The following is a 20,694-nucleotide window of genomic DNA, read 5'->3' on the forward strand; positions in this document are numbered from 1 at the left end:
GTGTCTTGCTAGTATGAATGCATGTCTATCCATGCCGCACTCCACCACGTCACCCAATACAGCTACGACCGACTGGTTGAGTTAGGCCCGCAGGTCATCCGCCTGCGCCCTGCTCCGCACTGCCGCAGCAACGTCATTTCGTACTCGCTCAAAGTCGAGCCCGAGCATTTCATCAACTGGCAGCAAGACCCCTTTGCCAACTACCAAGCCCGTTTGGTGTTTCACGAAAAAACCACTGAGTTCAAAGTCACGGTGGATTTGGTGGTGGAAATGGCGGTGTACAACCCGTTCGACTTTTTCCTCGAGCCGCACGCCGAAAAGTTTCCCTTTGCCTATGGCGTGACCTCGGCCCAAGAGCTGGCACCTTACTTGGTGACCAACCGCTTCACGCCGAACTTCAAGCACTACTTTCACAGCATCGACTTCAAAGCACTGAAGCGTGCACCGATTCGCACCATCGACTTTCTGGTGCAAATCAACCAAAAACTGCACGAAGACATTGCGTACACCATCCGCATGGAGCCCGGTGTGCAGACGCCCGAAGAAACGCTGACGTTGCGCAGCGGCTCTTGCCGTGACACGGCTTGGTTGCTGGTGAACTTGCTGCGCCACTGCGGATTGGCCGCTCGATTTGCGTCAGGCTACTTAATTCAACTCGCCCCCGATGTGAAGTCGCTCGACGGCCCCAGCGGCACCGAAGTGGACTTCACCGATTTACACGCCTGGTGCGAGGTGTACCTGCCCGGCGCTGGTTGGATTGGTCTAGACCCCACATCAGGCTTGCTCGCAGGCGAAGGACACATTCCTCTGGCTTGCACACCGCAGCCATCGAGCGCGGCACCGATTGAAGGCTTGGTGGACGAAGCCGAGGTGGAGTTTGGCCACGAGATGGTTGTGAACCGCGTGCTTGAGTCACCCCGCGTGACCAAGCCCTACACCGAAGACCAATGGACCGAAGTGCTGGCCTTGGGCGACGAAGTGGACCGCCGCTTGGTCGAAGGCGATGTGCGATTGACCATGGGTGGCGAACCGACCTTCGTCACCGTGCATGACCGCGATGCACCAGAATGGAACACCGATGCACTCGGACCGACCAAACGTGGCTTTGCCACCGAATTGGTGCATAAGCTGCGTGCTGAATATGGCGATGGCGGCTTCTTGCACTTCGGCCAAGGCAAGTGGTATCCGGGCGAACAATTGCCGCGCTGGGCGCTGGGCATTTACTGGCGCACCGACGGCCATCCCTGCTGGCACAACCCCGATTTGTTTGCCGACGAGCGCGTGCCCAGCCAGTACACCACCGAAGATGCGCAGCGCTTTACCCAAACCCTCGCGCACAAGCTGGGGCTGGATGACCAATACATCACCCCCGGCTTTGAGGACACGTGGTATTACCTATGGCGCGAACGCCGCTTGCCCGTGAACGTGGATCCGTTTGACGCCAAGCTCGACGACGAGATGGAACGCGTGCGCCTGCGCCGCGTGTTTGGCCAAGGCTTGGACAAAACCGTGGGCTACGTGCTGCCCCTCAAAGCCGGCGAAGCCGCGGGCGACCCGCGCTGGACCACAGGCCCTTGGTTTTTACGCGACGAGCGCATGTACCTCGTGCCCGGCGACTCACCCATGGGCCTGCGCTTGCCACTCGACTCTCTGCCGTGGGTCAGCCAAGCGGACTATCCCTACGCCATTGAGCAAGACCACTTTGCCGAACGCAAGCCTCTGCCCCACGCGGCGGCTTTGCGTGCACAGTACTCGCACCATGCACGGCACCCGCACTTTGATCAACACATTGGCCACCATATCAACACGCATGTGGCAGGTGGTGGCTTGGCCCAAGGCGGCACGGTGGGCTTGCAAACTGGCATGGGCCAAGACGGCTTTGTGCCGGGCACGCCCCACCCAGTGCCCGCCAAAGACCAATCGGCGCATTGGATCACCCGCACCGCCATTTGCGTGGAAGTGCGCGACCCATCGCGTGCCAACGGCCCCGCCGTTGAACTCAAAGCGATGGAAAACCCACAAGGTTTGATTTATATCTTCATGCCGCCACTCGGCGACTTGGAAGACTATCTAGAACTGCTCAGCGCGATCGAAGCCACCGCCGAAGAACTTGGCGTGCGCATTGTGTTGGAAGGCTACCCGCCCCCACGCGATGTGCGTCTCAAAGTGCTGCAAGTCACCCCCGACCCCGGCGTGATTGAAGTCAACATCCACCCCGCCCACAACTGGCTAGAAATCGTGGACCACACCGAATTCTTGTACAAAGCCGCGTTTGAGTCGCGGTTGTCTGCCGAGAAGTTCATGACCGACGGTCGCCACACCGGCACAGGCGGCGGCAACCACATCGTCATGGGCGGCGCCACGCCTGCGGACAGCCCCTTCTTGCGCAAGCCCGAACTGTTGGCCTCACTCATCTTGTATTGGCACAACCATCCCTCATTGAGCTACTTGTTCAGCGGCATGTTCATTGGCCCTACCAGCCAAGCACCGCGCGTGGACGAAGCGCGCAATGACCAAATTTACGAGCTCGAAATTGCGCTGGCCGAAATCCAAAAGAACCGCGAAAAGTTTGGCAATGACATGCCGCCTTGGATCGTCGACCGCACGCTGCGCAACTTGCTGATTGACGTGACAGGCAACACACACCGCAGTGAGTTTTGTATCGACAAGCTCTACTCGCCCGACTCGTCTACCGGACGTTTAGGACTGCTCGAACTGCGCGCGTTTGAAATGCCACCGCACGAACGCATGAGCATCGTGCAGCAGCTTTTGCTGCGCGCCTTGGTCGCTCGTTTTTGGGAGGCGCCTTACAAGGCATCGGCCACACGTTGGGGCACCGAGCTGCACGACCGCTTCTTGCTGCCGCATTTCGTCAAAGCCGACTTTGACGATGTGCTGACTGAGCTGGGCGACTGCGGTTTTCAGTTCGATCCTGAGTGGTTTGCGCCGCACTTTGAATTCCGCTTCCCACGCGTGGGAGACTTGCAAACACTGGGCATCAACCTCACGCTTCGCAACGCCTTGGAGCCTTGGCACGTCATGGGCGAAGAGGGTTCAAGTGGTGGCACGGTGCGCTATGTGGACTCGTCACTCGAACGCATCGAGGTGCATGTGGCGGGGCTTAACCCCAGCCGCCACACCATCACCGTCAACGGCCGACCCTTGCCTTTGCAACCCACAGGCACCGTGGGCGAATACGTGGCTGGAGTCCGCTACCGCGCATGGGCACCATCCTCGGCGCTGCACCCCACCATTGGCGTGCATGTGCCGCTGACCTTTGACATCGTGGACACGTGGATGAAGCGCTCAGTCGGGGGCTGCCAGTACCACGTGGCGCATCCGGGTGGACGCAACTACGACAGCTTTCCTGTCAACGCTTACGAGGCCGAGAGCCGTCGCTTGTCGCGATTCTTCCCGCTGGCTCACACGCCGGGAAAATTGGAGGTGCCGCAAGCCACGGTGGGGGTGCCTGCCAGCAAAGAGTTCCCCTTCACGCTGGATTTGCGACGCGACTAAGAACACCACGCTTCAACTACATAGCAATGCCACAACCCAAAGGCGGTGAGACAATGCAAGCACTGTGCAAAAGCCTTCCTCACCTCCCTCTGGGTCCGTTGCTTCACCGCGTTTGCTTGACGTGGTGAAGGGCCTTGCACATCCCGCCGACAGCGGGCATTTTGACGAGCTGCAAGGCAAGTGTTCGCCAGCGACTGCGGTACTGACGCAAACGCAAACGCAATCTCAAAGCCAAAGCCAAGGTCCAGTCTTGCAAGGTGCAAAAGCCATGGCACCGCTGGCCCCCATGCAACCCATGGCCGAGCCATTAGCTACGCTTGCGCCCGAAGCCGAGCCCGATTTAAGCCCCGCCTGGCAAACCTTTTTTGACCAGCTCGGCAGCACCGGCCTAGACGACCTCGACCGACGCACCCAAACCCTCGCGCGCCAAGTGCGCGACAACGGCATCACCTACAACGTGTACGCCAGCCAAGGCGGCCCGCAGCGCCCTTGGGCGCTTGACCTGTTCCCTCTCATCATCACGCCCGACAGCTGGCAACAAATTGAAGTGGGCGTGAAGCAACGCGCACGCTTGCTCGAACGGGTGATGGCCGATGTGTATGGCCCGCAGCAGCTGATTCGCGAGGCCATGATTCCGCCCGCCTTGGTGCAAGGCCACCCCGGATATTTGCGTGCCATGCATGGGGTGACACCTGTGGGCGGCACGCATTTGCACATCGCCGCGTTTGACTTGGCACGTGGGCCTGATGGCAACTGGGCCGTGGTGTCGCAGCGCACGCAAGCGCCTTCGGGCTTGGGCTATTTGCTAGAAAACCGCTTGCTCATTTCACGCCAGTTCCCGCAAGCGTTTGAAGCGATGAACATCCAGCGCTTGGCAGCCACCTACCGTGTGTGGGTCGAATCGCTCAAAGCGCACAGTCCGGAAGGCGCCAATGCCCACGTGGCCTTGCTCACCCCTGGCCCGTACAACGAAACCTATTTCGAGCACGCCTACCTTGCGCGTTACTTAGGCCTCACGCTGGTCGAAGGCCATGACCTGACCGTGCGTGACGAACGCGTTTACCTGCGCACCCTGCGCGGCTTAGAGCCCGTGCATGTGCTGCTCAAGCGTTTGGATGATGAGTTTTTAGACCCGCTCGAATTGCGCGCTGACTCCACCCTAGGTATCCCCGGTTTGCTACAAGCCGTGCGCGCGGGCAACGTGGTGGTGGCCAATGCACCGGGCTCGGCGTTTTTAGAATCGCCTGCGTTGTTGGGTTTCATGCCTGCGCTTAGCGAGCAGCTACTGGGCGAAGAGTTGCAGTTGCCCGCCCTCGACAGCTGGTGGTGTGGCGAACGCGCGGCCCTAGCCTCGGTGCTGCCCCAACTCGAACACATGGCCATCAAGCCCACCTATCCTGGCTCAGCCACGCACGGCACTTTCGATGCGGTGCTAGGACGCACCCTCACCCAAGCGCAACGCGACGAATGGGTGGGCCGTATTACCCGCCAACCCGACCGTTACACCTTGCAGGCCTACACGCCGTTGTCGCAAATGCCCACTTGGAAAAACGCCAACGAAGGTGTGGTGCAACGCTCGGTCATGCTGCGCGTTTTTGCTCTGCGCAATGGTGTGGGGGATGACGCAGATTCATGGCGCGTGTTGCCCGGTGGCCTTGCCCGCATTGCCGCACCCAATGCGCCCATTGCCTCCATGCAGCGCGGCGGCAGCAGTGCCGATGTGTGGGTGCAAACTGAGGCGGATGTGGACCGCAGCAGCTTGTTGCCAAAGTACAACTTAGCCTCCAACTTCAAACACCGCGAGCGCATCGTCACCAGCCGTGCCGCTGAAAATTTGTATTGGCTCGGCCGCTACACCGAGCGCAGCGAAAACATGGTGCGCTTGGTACGTCTGTGTATCGAAGCCTTGAACGGCGAAGACCCTGCCTCACGCAGCTTGTGGGCTTGGTTGCAGTTGCTCACCCAGCGCCAAGGCCTTGTGCCAGCAGGCGTGCCATCGGCTCACGCCGCCACCGAAGATAAAACCACCAGCACACCCAGCATGGGTGCACGACGTCGTGTGTTTGAACGCACGCTCATTGCGTGCTTGGACCAAGACGACCACAGCAACAGCGTGGGCTACAACTTGCGTGCCTTGCACCAAGCCGCGTCATCGTTACGCGAACGCTTGTCGCCCGAGCACTGGAACGCCATCGTGCATTGTGTGGACCAGTTCAGCGCCGACTGCGCGCTGTCGGGTTCGCAACGCGAGTTCACTGCCGTACAAGCCTTGCAAGCGCTTGATGCTGCTAGTTCGGCACTGGCCGCCATCACCGGCGCACAAACCGACCGCATGACACGTGACGACGGTTGGCAGCTGCTGAGCATTGGCCGCCATGTGGAACGCCTCGGCTTTTTGTCATCTGCCCTCGACTTGGCGGTGGAAGTGGGCGCGTTTGAAGGCGCTGCTGACGAAACACAGAGTGCTGACGAAAACAGCTCGCACTTTGCGGCCCTGTTGTCATTATTTGACAGCACCATCACTTTTCAAGCGCAGTACCAACAAAGCCGAGAACTGGCGCCACTCATTGAGCTGCTGGTACAAGACAACGACAACCCACGCTCACTCGCTTGGGTGGCTCGCGCGCTGCGTGGGCGTTTGTCAAAGCTGGCCAAAACGCCCATGGGCGAACCCGATGCACTGGCACGCTTGGTGCCCACTTTAAAAGACACGGATTTAGAACAGCTCTGCACATTCAACGGCGCAGGCCACCACCAAAATCTCCGTGCCTGCCTGACCGAGTGCATGCAAGCTGCTTGGCAAGTGTCGGACGCCATCACGGCCCACTACTTCAGCCACACCGACGACGCCGACAGCGTGGGGGCCTAAACCATGCTGCTGTTCATCACCCACACCACCACCTACCACTATGTGCCGCAGGTCAACACCGCACAGCACATGGCGCATTTGTTGCCGCGCGAAAGTGCTGCGCAAACCGTTCACCAAGCCGAGCTACACATCAGCCCAACGCCGGCTGCCACCAGCACACATGTGGATGTTTTTGGCAACAACCGCACGTTCTTCTCGCTGCCGGTGGTGCACGAACGCTTAAGCATCACCGCCAAGAGCACGGTAGAAACCCACTTCATCCCCTACCCACCTGAGCAAGCAGACGGGACCCCGGCATGGGAAAACGTGCGCGCACATTTTGTGTACCACTCGGGTGCTGCGTGGGACGCCGCTACCGAATACGTGTTTGCCTCGCCTTATGTGCAACCTCATCCAGACTTTGCCGAATATGCGCGCGCCAGCTTCACACCCGCTCGCCCCGTGTTGGTGGCTGCCTGCGATTTGATGACGCGCATTCACCAAGAGTTCACCTATGAAACGGCGAGTACCGACATCAACACGCCGGCGCTCGATGCCCTCAAAAGTCGCACCGGCGTGTGCCAAGACTTTGCTCACATCCTCATTGGCTGTTTGCGCACGCAAGGTTTGGCAGCGCGGTATGTGAGCGGCTATTTGGTGACCGAAGTGGCACAAGGCAAAGCACGCTTGATTGGCAGCGATGCCTCGCACGCGTGGGTGTCGGTCTATGTGCCCAACGACTTAGACGATGCAGCAGAAACCGCTAAAACAGGGGCACTGGCCACCACCGGGCAATGGTTTGACCTCGACCCCACCAATAACCGCTGGGGCCTGAGCTCACCTGGCATCGACTACGTGACCTTGGCCATTGGCCGCGACTACGCAGATGTGTCACCCGTGCGCGGGGTGATTCATGGCGGCGCCAGCCACACGCTGGAAGTGGGCGTCACGGTGCAACCGGCTTCTGAGTTGGTGGCCTAGCACTCTTAAAATCATTGGATTCAAACAAGGAATCCAACATGAGCGTTTACGACAAACTCCAAGCCCTGAACATCACCCTGCCCCCCGTGTCTGTTCCCGCTGCGGTTTATGTGCCGTTTGTGCAAACAGGCAACTTGGTATTTTTGAGCGGCCACATTGCCAAGCAAGACGGCAAAGTGTGGACCGGCCAACTGGGGAAAACCATGCAAACCGCCGAAGGCGAACAAGCTGCACGCGCGGTGGCTGTAGATTTGTTGGGCACCCTGCACGCTGCGGTGGGCGACTTGAACAAAGTCAAACGCATCGTCAAGGTGATGAGCTTGGTCAACTCAAGCCCGGACTACACCGAACACCACTTGGTGACCAATGGTTGCAGCGAACTGATTGGCCAAGTGTTTGGCGACAAAGGCTCACACGCACGCAGCGCGTTTGGTGTGGCACAACTGCCTTTGGGTGCTTGTGTGGAGATTGAGTTGATTGCCGAGATGTCTTAAAGAAAGTAGCTCAATCAGCGGTAAAGATGCCGCTGACGCTGTGCAGCTGATCCAACGCCATGCCGCAGCCACGAGCCACGCACGTGAGCGGGTCTTCTGCAATCAAGACAGGCAAACCGGTTTCCTCAGAAATCAAGCGATCCAAGTCGCGCAGCAAAGCACCGCCGCCAGTCAACATGACGCCCCGCTCGGCAATGTCAGAACTCAGCTCCGGCGGCGTACGCTCTAAAGCGATCTTGACGGTAGACACCAAGTTGTTGAGCGTGTCGGTCAGGGCTTCCAAAATTTCAGTGGAGCTGATGGTGAAGCTTTGGGGAATGCCTTGGCTCAGGTTACGACCCGTGATTTCCATTTCCATCACCTCACCCGTGGGGAAGGCGGTGGCAATTTCTTTCTTGATACGCTCTGCCGTTTGTTCGCCAATGAGCATGCCAAAGTTACGACGGATGTAGTTCACGATGGCTTCGTCAAACTTGTCGCCACCAATGCGTGCGCTGTTTTTGTAAACCATGCCGCCCAGCGACACAATGCCCACCTCTGTGGTGCCGCCTCCAATGTCCACCACCATCGAGCCACAGGGCTCGGTCACAGGCAAACCTGCACCAATGGCTGCGGCCATGGGCTCTTCAATCAGGTACACCTCAGAGGCTCCTGCACCGAGAGCTGACTCGCGAATCGCACGACGCTCGACTTGGGTGGAGCCGCAAGGCACGCAAATCACAATGCGTGGGCTGGGCTTGAACAGCATGTGCGGATGTGCCAGTTTGATGAAGTGTTTGAGCATGACCTCGGTCACGGTGAAGTCGGCAATCACGCCGTCCTTCATGGGGCGAATGCATTCAATACCCGCAGGCACGCGACCCAACATGGCTTTGGCCTCGTTGCCCACAGCCAAGACGGAGGTTTTGCCGTGAACTTTCCCGTCTTTTTTGATCACGACCACCGAAGGCTCATTGAGCACAATGCCGTGTTCTTTGGTGTAGATCAGCGTATTCGCCGTGCCTAAGTCGATGGCAATATCGGTCGAGAAAAATTTGGTGAAGCTAGAGAACAAAATAACCTCGCATGAAGGAGTAGTCGCGCGAAATTATCAATAATTCAACAAAATCAGTCTATACACCTCACGGCGTATAAATTGTTGAATTTAAATATAAATTAACTATTTAGAGTACAAATAAAAAGGGCACCCTTCGGGTGCCCTTGAAATAGTGGACTTGGATCAGGCTTTGACAGCGCGGAATCCAGAATACATACGCGAAGCAGGACGGCTGCGCTGCTCGGCCTCTTGGGCCAACTGAGCGCGGATGCGATCGAAAGTGGCTTTGATGCCGGTCTTTTCGCAAGACACGATTTTGAAGCGACGCTCCACGGCAACATTAGGCGACTCGATCTGAACTGCTGATTTATCCAATTTAGGCTCCAAAGAACTTAGTCAGAAATCAACGCGTCAGACTTTCATTTGGTGCACACATTTTGTAAAGAAAATAACATCAAATTGAAAAAATTAGATTAAGTCATTGATTTATATAGATTAAAAATTTCAAAAAAGTCATAAAAAAACCACCCGAAGGTGGTTTTAAAAAGCAAAGGCTAATCACAAAGGATTAACGAACGACGGCGATCTGGTCGCGCTTGCCTGCTTTGAAGGTGTACAGCGTGAGGGCCCCGTTTTTGATGTCGCCCTTGGCATCAAACGAAATCGTACCAGTCACGCCTTTGAAGCCCGTGGTCTTGGCCAACTCTGGCAAGTACTTGGCTGGCTCGCTGGACTTGGCGCGTTGCATGGCGTCAACCATCACAAACACCGCGTCATACACATACGGTGAATACAGTTTCACGTCGTCATTGAAGCGCTTTTTGAACTTAACACCAAACTCGTCCATGCCCTTCTTCAAGGCACCGTCCACGCCGCCCGCTTCGGCGCACACCACTTGGCCATCGGCCATGGCGTCGCCGGCGAGCTTGATCATCTCGTTGGTACAAATGCCGTCACCGCCCATGAACTTGGCCTTGATGCCCAAAGATTTCATTTGCTTGACCATGGGGCCGCCCACGGCGTCCATGCCGCCAAAGAAGATGATGTCTGGCTTCTTGCCTTTAAGCGTCGTCAAAATTGGCATGAAGTCGGTGGCTTTGTCGGTGGTGAACTCGTGGCCCACCAAGTTACCGCCGGCGGCCTTGACCGCTTTTTCAAACTCTTCTGCCACACCTTGGCCGTAGGCCGTGCGGTCGTCGATGACGGCAATCGACTTGCCCTTGAGCTCGTTCACCGCATAGCGCCCCAAGGTGCCACCCAAATGCACGTCATCCGCCACCACACGGAAGGCGGTTTTGTAGCCTTGGCGGGTGTACTTGGGGTTGGTGGACGAAGGAGAAATTTGCGGAATGCCCGCATCGCTGTAAATCTTGGAGGCTGGAATGGTGGTGCCCGAATTCAAGTGGCCAATCACGCCGCTGACTTTGGCATCGACCAGCTTTTGTGCTGCGGCCGTGCCTTGTTTGGGGTCGGCGGCATCATCTTCAGCGACCAATTCAAGCTTGACCTTTTTACCGTTGATGCTCACGCCTTTGGCATTGAGTTCTTCAATGGCCAAACGTGCGCCCCACTCGTTGTCTTTGCCCAAGTGGGCGATGGCACCGCTAACGGGTCCTACATGGCCAATCTTCACCACTTGTTCTTGCGCAATGGCCAAACTACTGATGGCGGCCAAAGTTGCAACGGCTGTCAATTTGAAAGAGAGATGCATGCAAGAGCTCCTAAAAGTGAAAAGAAAAAACACAGAGAACAATTAAGCCGAAGTTTCCTTCAACTTCAAATCATGCCGTGTGATGGCATACCCGCGATCGGCATAGTGCTTCCAACGCTGACGGGCCTGCTGGCGGTCTTCGTCGTCCAGCGACACGACTTCAATGGTGCGCTCGAAACGCTCGTAGCCAGCCGCCACATCGGCTCCCAAATTCAAAAGTACTTGGTGGTGCGGCAATTCAGGCCCACCTTCAATTTGTGCAGCCAAGACCACGGGCGATGCCATCAACTGCTCGGCTGGACTGCCAGCGCGGCAGTGCGCCACAAACTCCAGCGGCGAAAACGTCCACAGTAGCGTGTCCAGCGCTTGCAAAGATGCAGGCGCGCCCGTCACCACCACGCGCGCACCGCTGGCCACAGCCTTGCGCAGCAAGCGGCAGGCATAGGCTAATTTGTCAGGCGCGTTGAAGTGAAAGGCGATTTCGGTCATTTGGCTTTGACAGTACCTAAGAGGTATTGCAACAACAAGCCCACGGGGCGACCGGTGGCGCCTTTGGCAGCGCCGCTCTTCCAAGCCGAGCCTGCGATGTCCAAATGCGCCCACGGGTAATCTTTGGCAAAGCGCTGCAAGAACTTGGCAGCGGTGATCGAGCCCCCCTCACGCCCCGCCACGTTGGCCACATCGGCAAAGTTGGACTTGAGGCCTTCAGCGTATTCTTCATCCAAAGGCAAGCGCCAGCAGGGGTCGAGCGCGGCTTCGCCGGCGGCAAACAAGGCATTGGCCAAATCATCAGATGGCGAAAACAAACCACTGCGCACATGGCCCAGTGAAATCACACAAGCACCGGTGAGCGTGGCAATGTCAATCACGGCACGGGGCTTGAAGCGCGTGGCGTAGGTGAGCGCGTCACACAAAATCAGACGGCCTTCAGCGTCGGTGTTGAGCACCTCAATAGTTTGGCCGCTCATGCTGGTGATCACGTCACCTGGCTTCAAAGCTGAGGCGTCAGGCATGTTTTCGCAAGTAGGAATCAAACCCACCACGTTGATGGCGGGCTTTAGGTGCGCCAACGCTTCAAACGTGCCAAGCACGCTGGCGGCTCCGCACATGTCGAACTTCATCTCATCCATGCCAGGGCCTGGCTTGAGAGAAATACCGCCGGTGTCAAAGGTGATGCCCTTGCCCACCAGGACCGTGGGCGCCACTATTTTGGCGGCACCGGTGTATTGCAACACAATGAAACGCAAAGGCTCGACCGAGCCACGCGCCACCGCAGCGAATGAGCCCATGCCCAGCTTTTCAATCTCTTTGGGGCCAAGTACTTGGCAATGGATGCCAGCCTTCTTACCCAAAGCCTTGGCCACATCGGCCAAATGCGTGGGCGTGGCGTGGTTGGCGGGGCGGTTGCCCCACTCTTTGGCCAGAGACACACCGGCCACTTGGGCACGAGCGAGGTCGAATTCGTGTTTAGCGGCTTTGGTTTTCTCAGCTGTTGGCAAGGCCAACACCACGCGCTTCAAGTCAGCGGCTTTGGCCGAAGGCTTGGTGGCGGTATACACATAGCTGGTGTCGGCCACAGCTTGCGCCGCGGCTTGCAGGCGGTGTTCGCTGGCATCGGCCAAACACACCGTGATGTGGGCAGGCTTGGCTGCTTTGAGTGCAGCCACCGCAGCGGTCACAGCTTGGCGCACCACGCGGGCGCTGCCGTCGCCGCTCGAGGACAACACCACGCGAGGTGCGGTCACGCCTTGTGGGTGCCACACGCTCAGGAGCTTGGCGGGTGATTCGTATAAATCGCCGCTTTTGCGTGCTTCAGAAATAAGTTGTGCCAAAACGCATTTGGCAGGCTTGTCCTTGGCAGATACCAAGATAATCAGCGCATCGGTTTTATGCGTGGCTGCAGCGTGTAAATCTAGGGTCTTGAGCTCGAAGTTCATAATTGCGGTTTTCCTCTGTTGCTGATGTTATTCCATTCCACTATTCGTAAAGAGCTGGCCCGCAGTTTTGGTGCCACGCTGATCGTGCTGGTCACTATCGTGATGACCATGATGCTGATCCGCACGCTCGGACAGGCCTCTAACGGCAGCGTCAACCCAGCCGAAGTCACCCTAATTCTGGGCTACACGATGCTGGGGCAACTGCCCATTTTGCTCACGATGAGCTTGTTTATTGCGGCCGTCGGCACCTTGTCTCGCATGTACTTGGAAAGCGAAATGGTGATCTGGCTCGTCAGCGGCAAAGGACTGCGCGCTTTGGTCACGCCGATGCTGAACTTTGCTTGGCCAATGTTGCTAAGCGTGTTTGTGCTGATGCTGCTGGTCTGGCCTTGGTCCCATCAGCAAATCGGTGAACTCAAAGACCGCTACGAGCGCCGCGGCGACTTAGAGCGTGTGGCACCGGGTCAGTTTCAAGAGTCCGCCAGCGGGGCTCGGGTGTTTTTCATCGACAAAGACAGCCTTGATAACAAAGAAGGCAAAAACGTTTTTATTTCATCCACGGACCACAACAAACAAGCCATGACATCGTCCAAAACAGGACATGTGGAAATCTTGGACGATGAACAATATTTGGTGCTCGAAAACGGCCAACGGGTTGAACAAACCATCGGCAAACCTGAGTTGAAAGTCACCCAATTCAAAAGCTACACCTCGCAACTCAACCCCTCCTCCAAACTGCAAGACAAACCACCACTCAAAACAGTCACGAGCCTCGAACTGATCCAAACCCCCACAAGTGCAAATTTGGGTGAATTGGGTTGGCGTTTGGGTGTGGCGTTTTCGGCGTTCAATGTCATCGTCATTGCCTTGGCCATCACCAGCGCCAACCCGCGTGTGGGACGCGGAGGAAATTTGGCTCAGGCACTGCTCATCTTTGTGGTCTATTTCAACTTGATCAACTTGGGGCAAAGTTGGGTGGGCTCGGGCAAAGTGCAACTGCTGCCCTTCTTCATCACGCTGCATGGCGGGGTTTTCGTCTTGGCCTACACCTGGCTCACAGCGCGTCATTACAACTGGAATTGGCGTCAACTGTTGGGACGTGCAGGCGCTTAAAGCCCATCGACTTATGAAAACCCTTCGCAAACTCATTCACCATGAAATTTGGGTCTCTGTGGCGTTTGTCACGCTTTGTTTTTTAGCGCTGTTCTTTTTCTTTGACTTCATTGATGAGTTGCCCAATGCCGGAGGCAACAACAACCTCTACCAACTGCGACACGTGTTTGGGTTTGTGTTGCTGTCCGTCCCTAGCCACTTGTATGAGTTGCTCCCTATCACGGTCTTGATCGGCACCATTTTTGTGATGTCACGTTTGGCCAAGAGCTCGGAATTCACCATTTTGCGCACCAGCGGACTCACGCCGCTGATGGCACTTCGCAACCTGATGGGTTTAGGTCTTGCTTTCGTACTCATCACATTTGCCGTGGGCGACTTCTTAGCCCCTATTAGCGATCGCTACGCACAGCTTCTCAAGTCCAAGTACCTTGGCACGCAAATCAAGGTGGGCCACACTGGCGCGTGGCTGCGCGAAACCCAAGCCGACCAAAAAGTGTTTATTAACATCAACCAGCTTTCAGCCGATGGTTCTCCGCAAGACATTCGAATTTTTGAATTCAACGCAGACGGCGAATGGATCGCCTTGAGCAAAGCAGGAGGGGCTCAAATTGAAAGCGGCGCATGGCTGCTTCGCCAAACAGAACGCAATGCGCTGCAAGGCAAAGCGGACGAGCAGCAGTTGAAAGTGATACATGCAGACACGATGCGCTGGCCCAGCGAAATCAGCATCGAAATGGTCGCTGTTGCCATTCTCAAACCCGGCCGAATGAGCACCGTTGACTTGTTTCAATACATCAAACATTTAAGCACCAACGGGCAATCTACCCAGCGTTTTGAGATTGAGTTTTGGAAGAAAGTGTTTTACCCACTCAGCTGCTTGGTCATGGTGGTGTTGGCACTGCCTTTTGCCTACTTGCATTCGCGCAGCAGCAACATTGCAAGCCATGTCTTTGGGGGCGTGTTGGCGGGTATCAGCTTCTTCTTGCTCAACAACGTGTTTGGCTACTTGGGCAACATCAACAACTGGCTACCTTGGTTTGCTGCCGCTGCGCCTGGGTTGCTTTACACACTGGCCTCTTTGGCCGCATTTGGCTGGTTGGTCGCTCGTCAATAAGGTTTTTTATGCACGCCATCATTTTGTTCGCCCACGGCTCCCGCGATCCGCTCTGGCACAAGCCCATTCAAGCGGTGGCTGAACGCATTGTTCAGCGCTCCCCCACCACGGTGGTTAGATGCGCCTATCTTGAGCTCACCGAACCCGATCTGCCGCATGTGGCAAAGGCCTTGGTGGACGAAGGCGCCACCAGTTTGTGTGTGGTGCCGATGTTTTTGGGTGTAGGCCGCCATGCGCGTGAGGATTTGCCCGAGTTGATCAGGGTCTTGAAAATCGACCACCCCTCGGTAGACATTCAGTGCCAGCCCGCCGTGGGCGAACAAGCACAGTTACTGGATTTGCTGGCCGATATTGCCCTGAGTTGAGGCCTTGGCTGACGGGGTCAAATGTTAGAATCGATGATCCTAATAATTGCGTGATAACTTATGAAAATCGCCATTGCAGGCACAGGTTACGTCGGTCTTTCTAACGCAGTTTTACTCGCACAACGCCACGAAGTTGTGGCTCTCGACATCGTCGACGAGCGCGTCAAAGCCATCAATGCCCGTCACTCCCCCATCGATGACCGCGACATTGAAGCCTATTTGGCTGAAAAAACATTGAATTTGCGTGCCACGCTAGATCCGGCTGATGCCTACACAGGCGCTGACTACGTGATCATTGCCACGCCCACCGATTACGACCCGCAAACCAATTACTTCAACACCCGCTCGGTCGAGTCGGTGATTGCCGATGTCAAGCGCATCGCACCCAAAGCGGTGATGGTCATCAAGTCCACCATTCCAGTGGGCTTCACTGAAAAGATTCGCGCCGATCTGGGCACAGAGCAAATTATTTTCAGCCCCGAGTTTTTGCGCGAAGGCAAAGCCTTGCACGACAACCTCTACCCCAGCCGCATTGTGGTGGGCGAAGTGTCTGAACGGGCCCGCGTATTTGCCGGGTTGTTGCAAGAAGCATCTCTGAAGCCCGATGTGCAAGTGCTGTTCACAGGCAGCACCGAGGCTGAAGCCATCAAGCTGTTTGCCAACACCTACCTCGCCTTGCGCGTGGCGTATTTCAACGAGCTCGACAGCTACGCGGCCTCGCACGACCTAGACACCCGCCAAATCATCGATGGTGTTTGCCTAGACCCACGCATTGGCAGCCATTACAACAACCCCAGCTTTGGCTATGGCGGTTACTGCCTGCCCAAAGACACCAAGCAATTGCTGGCCAACTACAACAATGTGCCGCAAACGCTGATTGGTGCCATCGTGAGCGCCAACAGCACACGCAAAGACTTCATTGCCGACGACATCCTGCGCCGCAAGCCCAGCACCGTGGGCATCTTCCGCCTCATCATGAAAGCGGGCAGCGACAACTTCCGCGCCAGCAGCATTCAAGGCGTCATGAAGCGGCTCAAAGCCAAAGGCGTGCGCGTCATCGTGTACGAGCCTTTGTTGGCAGAGGAAGAGTTTTTCAAATCTGAAGTCACGCACGACTTGGCATCGTTCAAGTCGCAATGCGATGTGATCGTGGCCAATCGCCAAACAGACGATCTCAGCGATGTGGCGGCCAAGGTCTACACGCGCGATTTGTTTGGCAGCGACTAAGCTCGCTCGCCCTCATCCTCACTGCATGCAGATCACTTTGTCGTCGCCGCCTAACGGACGCGTTTGGTTCGTGATGGCCACTTTGATCATTGCGGCAGGCGTCTTAGCCGAATTCTCAGAGTGGCACCCGAGCTTGATGCTTGGGCTGAACCACGCTGCGCAGCTACTGCCTGAACTCTTCTGGTCTTGCATCACCGTATCGGGCTTAGGCTGGGCGGTCTTGATTTTGGTCAGCGTCATGAGCCGCAGCGACTTAGGCGCTCGCGTGGTGTTGACCGCATTCCTGCTTGGCGGCATCGTGACGCATACCCTGAAACCTTGGCTCAGCCTACCTAGGCCCGGTGAAGTTTTGCCTTTGGACATGCTGCACTTCATTGGTAACCCTGTCATCAACCACCACTCCATGCCATCTGGCCACGCGCTCGCAGCAATGTGCATGGGCACGCTGTGGGTGTGCTTGATCCGCGCGCACGCATACCCTCGCTGGTTGGAGGGCTTGTCATGGGCTATCGCTGCCACCATCGCTGCATCCCGCATTGCTGTGGGGGCGCATTGGCCCGCCGATGTGCTAGTGGGCAGTGGTCTCGGCTTGATGGTGGGCTGGCTGGCTTGGCGCTTTCCTTTTGCATGGCCGCGCAAAGATGCGCAAGCTTTCCCATGGCTTCCCGTTTTTGTAGAAGCTTTGGGTGCTTGGGCCGCCTTCACGTTTGACGAAGGCATGCCACTGGCCTTGACCTGGCAGTGGCTGCTTGGTGGCTTGGCTGTGGCGAGCTTGATGTGGCGCATCCAAACCTGGTGGTCACGCCCAACTTCTGAACACGCCGCATGAAAAAATCTTCCAAAAAACTCTGGGTGTCCATCGGCGTCACCGTGCTGGCAGTTGCCATCATGGCGTGGATGCTGCGCGCCGTGGACTGGGATGTGGCCATTGGCGCTTGGCAGCGCGTACCGGCCCACATTTGGCTGGTCAGTGCCATCGGCTTGGCAGCCAGCCACCTGCTGCGCGCTGGCCGCGTTCGAACGGAATGGCGCGACACACTCAACATGGGTTGGCGAGAAGCTTGGGGCCTGATGGTGCGGCACAGCGCTTGGGTCGTCTTGGTGCCCATGCGCGGGGGTGAAGCCATTTATGTATGGGTGCTGCACCGACAAGGCGGCATTTCCATTCGCGATGCCAGCATCAGCCTGCTTAGATTGCGCGTCCAAGACATGGCGGTTTTGGGCGGTTTGTCAGTGGCTTTGTTCGCCCCGTTTTCTTTAGAAATCAGCTTGGTATTGGCGGTGGTGATGATGGCGATGGCCATGTGGATCCTGCCTTTGAGCTGGACATGGCTGATGTACCGCATGTCGCGCAAAGAAGGCGCTGAGCCTTTCCAAGCTCCCCCACCTGCGTGGGAAAGCTGGATGTACGCCATTTCCAACTGGATCCTCAAGTCCTGCGCCATTGCTTGGCCGCTGTGGGTCATGCTGCCGATTGACTTTAGGACGGCCTTACACGGATCGGTGGGGGGCGAGCTCGCCGCTACACTTCCCTTGCAGCCTCCGGCGGGCTTTGGGCCTTACGAAGGTGGTGTCATTTTTGGCATCCAGTGGTCAGCCACCCTACCCTGGCAAGAAATTGCTGCCACAGCTTTGGCTGTGCATTTGCTGGCTTTGGCCGTCACGGTTGGCTCAGCCACGGTGGCGCGTGTCCTAGGCTGGAGCCAAAAACCGCTGCACCGCCTGGACGGGGCGCCAGCCACATTTTCACCATAAGGTTTTCACATCATGTCAGACCCCATCGCCCTCATGCCACAGCACACCTTGTCCGTCGTTGTTCCGATGTACAACGAACAAGAAAATGCACCTTTGCAAATCGATGCGGTGCAAGACGCACTGAAGCACTACCCCATGCCTTGGGAAATGATCTTGGTCGACGATGGCAGCTCAGACAACACGGTGGCGGCCTTGCTCAAACGCGCCAAAGAAATTGGCCCGCACATCCGCGTGGTCGAACTGCGCCGCAACTTCAAACAAACTGCCGCCATGCAAGCAGGCATTGATGCCGCACGAGGTGACGTGATCGTCACCATGGACGGCGATTTGCAAAATGACCCACGCGACATCCCCAAACTCGTGGCGCGTTTGCTCAACGAAGACCTCGACATGGTGGCTGGCTGGCGTCAAAAGCGCCAAGATGGTTTCATCTTGCGCAAGTTCCCGTCCATGATTGCCAACACCTTGATTCGCAAAGTGTCTGGCCTCGATTTCAAAGACTTGGGCTGCAGCCTCAAAGCCTTCCGCGGTGAAGTGCTGCGCAAAGTGCGTCTGTATGGCGAAATGCACCGCTTCATTCCCGCTTGGCTAGCCACGGTCACATCCCCACGTCGCATGGCCGAAGAGCCTGTGCGTCACCACGCACGCGTGTTGGGCGAGTCCAAATACGGCATCTCTCGCACCTTCCGTGTGATCGTTGACTTGCTGGCCATGTACTTCTTCTTGCGCTTTGGCACACGCCCTGGCCATTTCTTTGGCGGCATTGGCCTGGTCTTTTCGGCCATCGGCAGCTTGGTCTTGGCCTATTTGGGCGTTTTGAAATTGTTTGGCGACCAAGTGGGTGGTCGCCCCTTGTTGTGGCTGGGCTTCTTTGCGCTGCTCGCAGGCGTGCAAATGCTGACGACGGGTGTATTGGCGGAGATTTTGATGCGCAGCTACTTTGACCAAAGCGGTGCACGCTCCTACCATGTGATGCGCAATGAAGCACCCGAAGCTTCAGAGGGCTGGCATACCGCACACGCATGATTCAGTACTGCAACCCCCTTCGCTGGACCAGCGCAACTTGGGTCGCCCTGTCGCTCCTGAGTTTATATTTGGTCCGCCTAGCAGGTGCCCCCCTGTTTGATGTGGACGAAGGGGCCTTTGCCGAAGCTTCACGCGAAATGCTAGCCTCTGGCGATTGGGGCCACACCACCCTCAACGGCGCAGACCGTTTTGACAAACCCATCTTCATCTATTGGTGCCAAGCGGCGCTGATGACCGTGTTGGGCTCCCACGACTGGGTGGCTCGTTTGCCTTCCGCTTTGGCGGTCCTCGCGGCCACCTTCGGCGTCTGGCGGTTTGCAGCCCGGCATTGGGGCGAGGCCGCCGGCCAGCGCGCTGCGTTCATGCTGGGTTCTAGCTTAGGCCTGCTCGCCATTGGCCGTGCAGCCACCGCCGACGGCATGCTCAATGCCTTGTTGATTGCTACAGGCTTGTGCTTGTGGACCTTTGCCTCCACAGGCTCTCGCGCGGCATTGCGCTGGGCTTATGTGTGGTGCGGGCTTGGCTTGCTGACAAAAGGCCCGGTGGCGCTGCTGATTCCTGGCGTCACGTTGCTCATTTGGTCTTTGGTCACTGACCGAGGTCGTACGGCCTTGCAAGCGCTTTGGGAGCCCAAGGGTTGGTTACTTTTACTCGCCATCGCTGTGCCTTGGTATCTCTACGCGTTGCAGCGTCACGAAATGGCGTTTGTGCAGGGCTTCTTTTTAAAGCACAACGTCGAACGTTTCACTGGCACGCTTGAGGGACACGGTGGCAATCCGCTTTACTACGTGGTGGTGTTGCCACTTCTGCTCTTGCCATGGTCGCCTTGGTGCGTGCGTTTGCTGGGCAGCGTGCGCACGCAGTGGGCCGATCCCTTGCAACGCTTCTTGTGGATTTGGGTGCTGTTCGTGTTGGGGTTTTTCTCGCTGTCGGGCACCAAACTGCCGCATTACATGCTGTATGGCCTTGCACCCTTGGTGTTGCTGATCGTGGCTCAATCTGTCCAGCGTCCTGCCACTCAAGTTTGGCAGGCTGCGCTTTGGGTGTGTGCTGCGCTGTCTTGCGCCTTGGCTTTTGCCGTGCCGTTCATCGCAGCTTGGGGTGCCACCACCGTCAAAGACACCTGGGTACAACCCTTGCTGGCCAGCGCGCCCGATGGCTTGTGGGTTCAGGTCGCCGCCGCTGGCGTAGCCTTGGTCGGTGTGATGCTTGCCATCGCACGTCGTGCTGAAGCATGGGCGCGTTTGATGACCTGCGTTTGGCTGGTCAGCATGTTGTGGATTGGCATGGTGATTCCTTGGTTGGGCCAAGTGCTGCAAGCTCCCTTCCAAGAAGTTGGCACTTGGGCACGCCAACACCACCCAGATGCCCGCATCGTGCAATGGCGCATGCATCAACCCAGCTTTGCGTTTTACTTCGGCGCGCCCACCACGCAGCAGCCCCCCACAGCCACCGACTGGGTCATCGTGCGCCAAGACCGCGTGGAGGGCTTGCCCATGTCCCGCTATGAAACAGCGCACAGCCACCGTGGGCTGTTGCTGCTCAAGCCCATGCCATAAGCCCTTTTGATC

17 protein-coding genes are annotated in these 20,694 nt (G+C 57.2%); 12 read left to right on the forward strand and 5 right to left on the reverse strand.

Annotated features, from left to right (window positions below; all coding sequences use genetic code 11):
• Positions 1-21: 21 nt before the first annotated feature.
• The 4 genes from RMR24_RS08875 to RMR24_RS08890 all read left to right on the forward strand — a co-directional run bounded on the left by RMR24_RS08875 (position 22) and on the right by RMR24_RS08890 (position 7,839).
• Entirely contained in the window at positions 22-3,516 is a 3,495-nt protein-coding gene (locus RMR24_RS08875; RefSeq protein WP_310614717.1) for a transglutaminase family protein, read from the forward strand.
• A 268-nt stretch (positions 3,517-3,784) separates the two neighbouring features.
• Positions 3,785-6,385: a circularly permuted type 2 ATP-grasp protein gene (locus tag RMR24_RS08880; RefSeq protein WP_405023330.1), complete on the forward strand. Its 2,601-nt coding sequence runs from the start codon at positions 3,785-3,787 to the stop codon at positions 6,383-6,385.
• A gap of 3 nt (positions 6,386-6,388) precedes the next feature.
• Positions 6,389-7,345, forward strand: coding sequence for a transglutaminase family protein (locus RMR24_RS08885; RefSeq protein WP_310614719.1), 957 nt, complete (start codon positions 6,389-6,391; stop codon positions 7,343-7,345).
• Positions 7,346-7,383: 38 nt separating this feature from the next.
• On the forward strand, positions 7,384-7,839 hold the full coding sequence (locus tag RMR24_RS08890; protein WP_310614720.1) for a RidA family protein: 456 nt from the start codon (positions 7,384-7,386) through the stop codon (positions 7,837-7,839).
• A 10-nt stretch (positions 7,840-7,849) separates the two neighbouring features.
• Here RMR24_RS08890 and RMR24_RS08895 read toward each other — a convergent pair whose 3' ends face one another.
• The 5 genes from RMR24_RS08895 to RMR24_RS08915 form a co-directional block, all read right to left on the reverse strand.
• Positions 7,850-8,893: a rod shape-determining protein gene (locus tag RMR24_RS08895; RefSeq protein ID WP_310614721.1), complete on the reverse strand. Its 1,044-nt coding sequence runs from the start codon at positions 8,891-8,893 to the stop codon at positions 7,850-7,852.
• Positions 8,894-9,058: 165 nt separating this feature from the next.
• Positions 9,059-9,250: a hypothetical protein gene (locus RMR24_RS08900; protein ID WP_310614722.1), complete on the reverse strand. Its 192-nt coding sequence runs from the start codon at positions 9,248-9,250 to the stop codon at positions 9,059-9,061.
• A 193-nt stretch (positions 9,251-9,443) separates the two neighbouring features.
• On the reverse strand, positions 9,444-10,586 hold the full coding sequence (locus RMR24_RS08905) for a branched-chain amino acid ABC transporter substrate-binding protein (RefSeq protein WP_310614723.1): 1,143 nt from the start codon (positions 10,584-10,586) through the stop codon (positions 9,444-9,446).
• Positions 10,587-10,628: 42 nt separating this feature from the next.
• Positions 10,629-11,075 (reverse strand): DNA polymerase III subunit chi, encoded by a 447-nt coding sequence (locus RMR24_RS08910; protein WP_310614724.1) that lies wholly within the window; start codon positions 11,073-11,075, stop codon positions 10,629-10,631.
• Entirely contained in the window at positions 11,072-12,523 is a 1,452-nt protein-coding gene (locus RMR24_RS08915; RefSeq protein WP_310614725.1) for a leucyl aminopeptidase, read from the reverse strand. Before RMR24_RS08915 ends, RMR24_RS08910 begins: the two co-directional genes overlap by 4 nt.
• A 24-nt stretch (positions 12,524-12,547) precedes the next feature.
• On the opposite strand from RMR24_RS08915, the gene lptF reads away from it, so the two are divergent.
• From lptF to RMR24_RS08955, 8 genes are all read left to right on the forward strand, one after another.
• Positions 12,548-13,636, forward strand: a complete 1,089-nt coding sequence (gene lptF / locus RMR24_RS08920; RefSeq protein ID WP_310614726.1) for an LPS export ABC transporter permease LptF — start codon at positions 12,548-12,550, stop codon at positions 13,634-13,636.
• A 13-nt stretch (positions 13,637-13,649) separates the two neighbouring features.
• The gene (gene lptG, locus RMR24_RS08925; protein WP_310614727.1) at positions 13,650-14,750 is read left to right on the forward strand and encodes an LPS export ABC transporter permease LptG; all 1,101 of its coding nucleotides are present in this window, start codon (positions 13,650-13,652) and stop codon (positions 14,748-14,750) included.
• 8 nt (positions 14,751-14,758) lie between these two features.
• Entirely contained in the window at positions 14,759-15,115 is a 357-nt protein-coding gene (locus tag RMR24_RS08930; RefSeq protein ID WP_310614728.1) for a CbiX/SirB N-terminal domain-containing protein, read from the forward strand.
• 60 nt (positions 15,116-15,175) lie between these two features.
• On the forward strand, positions 15,176-16,342 hold the full coding sequence (locus RMR24_RS08935) for a nucleotide sugar dehydrogenase (RefSeq protein ID WP_310614729.1): 1,167 nt from the start codon (positions 15,176-15,178) through the stop codon (positions 16,340-16,342).
• Positions 16,343-16,367: 25 nt separating this feature from the next.
• A complete protein-coding gene (locus tag RMR24_RS08940; RefSeq protein ID WP_310614730.1) occupies positions 16,368-17,171 on the forward strand; it encodes a phosphatase PAP2 family protein in 804 nt (267 codons plus the stop codon).
• Positions 17,168-18,097 (forward strand): lysylphosphatidylglycerol synthase domain-containing protein, encoded by a 930-nt coding sequence (locus RMR24_RS08945; protein WP_310614731.1) that lies wholly within the window; start codon positions 17,168-17,170, stop codon positions 18,095-18,097. The genes RMR24_RS08940 and RMR24_RS08945 overlap by 4 nt, the downstream gene beginning before the upstream one ends.
• A gap of 12 nt (positions 18,098-18,109) precedes the next feature.
• Positions 18,110-19,123, forward strand: a complete 1,014-nt coding sequence (locus tag RMR24_RS08950; RefSeq protein ID WP_310614732.1) for a glycosyltransferase family 2 protein — start codon at positions 18,110-18,112, stop codon at positions 19,121-19,123.
• A 68-nt stretch (positions 19,124-19,191) separates the two neighbouring features.
• Positions 19,192-20,682 carry a glycosyltransferase family 39 protein gene (locus RMR24_RS08955; RefSeq protein WP_310614733.1) on the forward strand — a complete coding sequence of 497 codons (1,491 nt, stop codon included), beginning with the start codon at positions 19,192-19,194 and terminating at the stop codon, positions 20,680-20,682.
• Positions 20,683-20,694 lie beyond the last annotated feature (12 nt).

This window comes from Limnohabitans sp. (assembly GCF_031539105.1).
GTDB lineage: Bacteria > Pseudomonadota > Gammaproteobacteria > Burkholderiales > Burkholderiaceae_C > Limnohabitans.

Excerpts from the sequence above, each read along its gene's own strand:
- RMR24_RS08875 (WP_310614717.1), top strand. The coding sequence starts at position 22 with ATGTCTATCCATGCCGCACTCCACCACGTCACCCAATACAGCTACGAC.
- RMR24_RS08880 (WP_405023330.1), top strand. The coding sequence starts at position 3,785 with ATGGCACCGCTGGCCCCCATGCAACCCATGGCCGAGCCATTAGCTACG.
- RMR24_RS08885 (WP_310614719.1), top strand. The coding sequence starts at position 6,389 with ATGCTGCTGTTCATCACCCACACCACCACCTACCACTATGTGCCGCAG.
- RMR24_RS08890 (WP_310614720.1), top strand. The coding sequence starts at position 7,384 with ATGAGCGTTTACGACAAACTCCAAGCCCTGAACATCACCCTGCCCCCC.
- RMR24_RS08905 (WP_310614723.1), bottom strand. The coding sequence starts at position 10,586 with ATGCATCTCTCTTTCAAATTGACAGCCGTTGCAACTTTGGCCGCCATC.
- RMR24_RS08910 (WP_310614724.1), bottom strand. The coding sequence starts at position 11,075 with ATGACCGAAATCGCCTTTCACTTCAACGCGCCTGACAAATTAGCCTAT.
- RMR24_RS08915 (WP_310614725.1), bottom strand. The coding sequence starts at position 12,523 with ATGAACTTCGAGCTCAAGACCCTAGATTTACACGCTGCAGCCACGCAT.
- lptF (WP_310614726.1), top strand. The coding sequence starts at position 12,548 with ATGTTATTCCATTCCACTATTCGTAAAGAGCTGGCCCGCAGTTTTGGT.
- lptG (WP_310614727.1), top strand. The coding sequence starts at position 13,650 with ATGAAAACCCTTCGCAAACTCATTCACCATGAAATTTGGGTCTCTGTG.
- RMR24_RS08930 (WP_310614728.1), top strand. The coding sequence starts at position 14,759 with ATGCACGCCATCATTTTGTTCGCCCACGGCTCCCGCGATCCGCTCTGG.
- RMR24_RS08935 (WP_310614729.1), top strand. The coding sequence starts at position 15,176 with ATGAAAATCGCCATTGCAGGCACAGGTTACGTCGGTCTTTCTAACGCA.
- RMR24_RS08940 (WP_310614730.1), top strand. The coding sequence starts at position 16,368 with ATGCAGATCACTTTGTCGTCGCCGCCTAACGGACGCGTTTGGTTCGTG.
- RMR24_RS08945 (WP_310614731.1), top strand. The coding sequence starts at position 17,168 with ATGAAAAAATCTTCCAAAAAACTCTGGGTGTCCATCGGCGTCACCGTG.
- RMR24_RS08950 (WP_310614732.1), top strand. The coding sequence starts at position 18,110 with ATGTCAGACCCCATCGCCCTCATGCCACAGCACACCTTGTCCGTCGTT.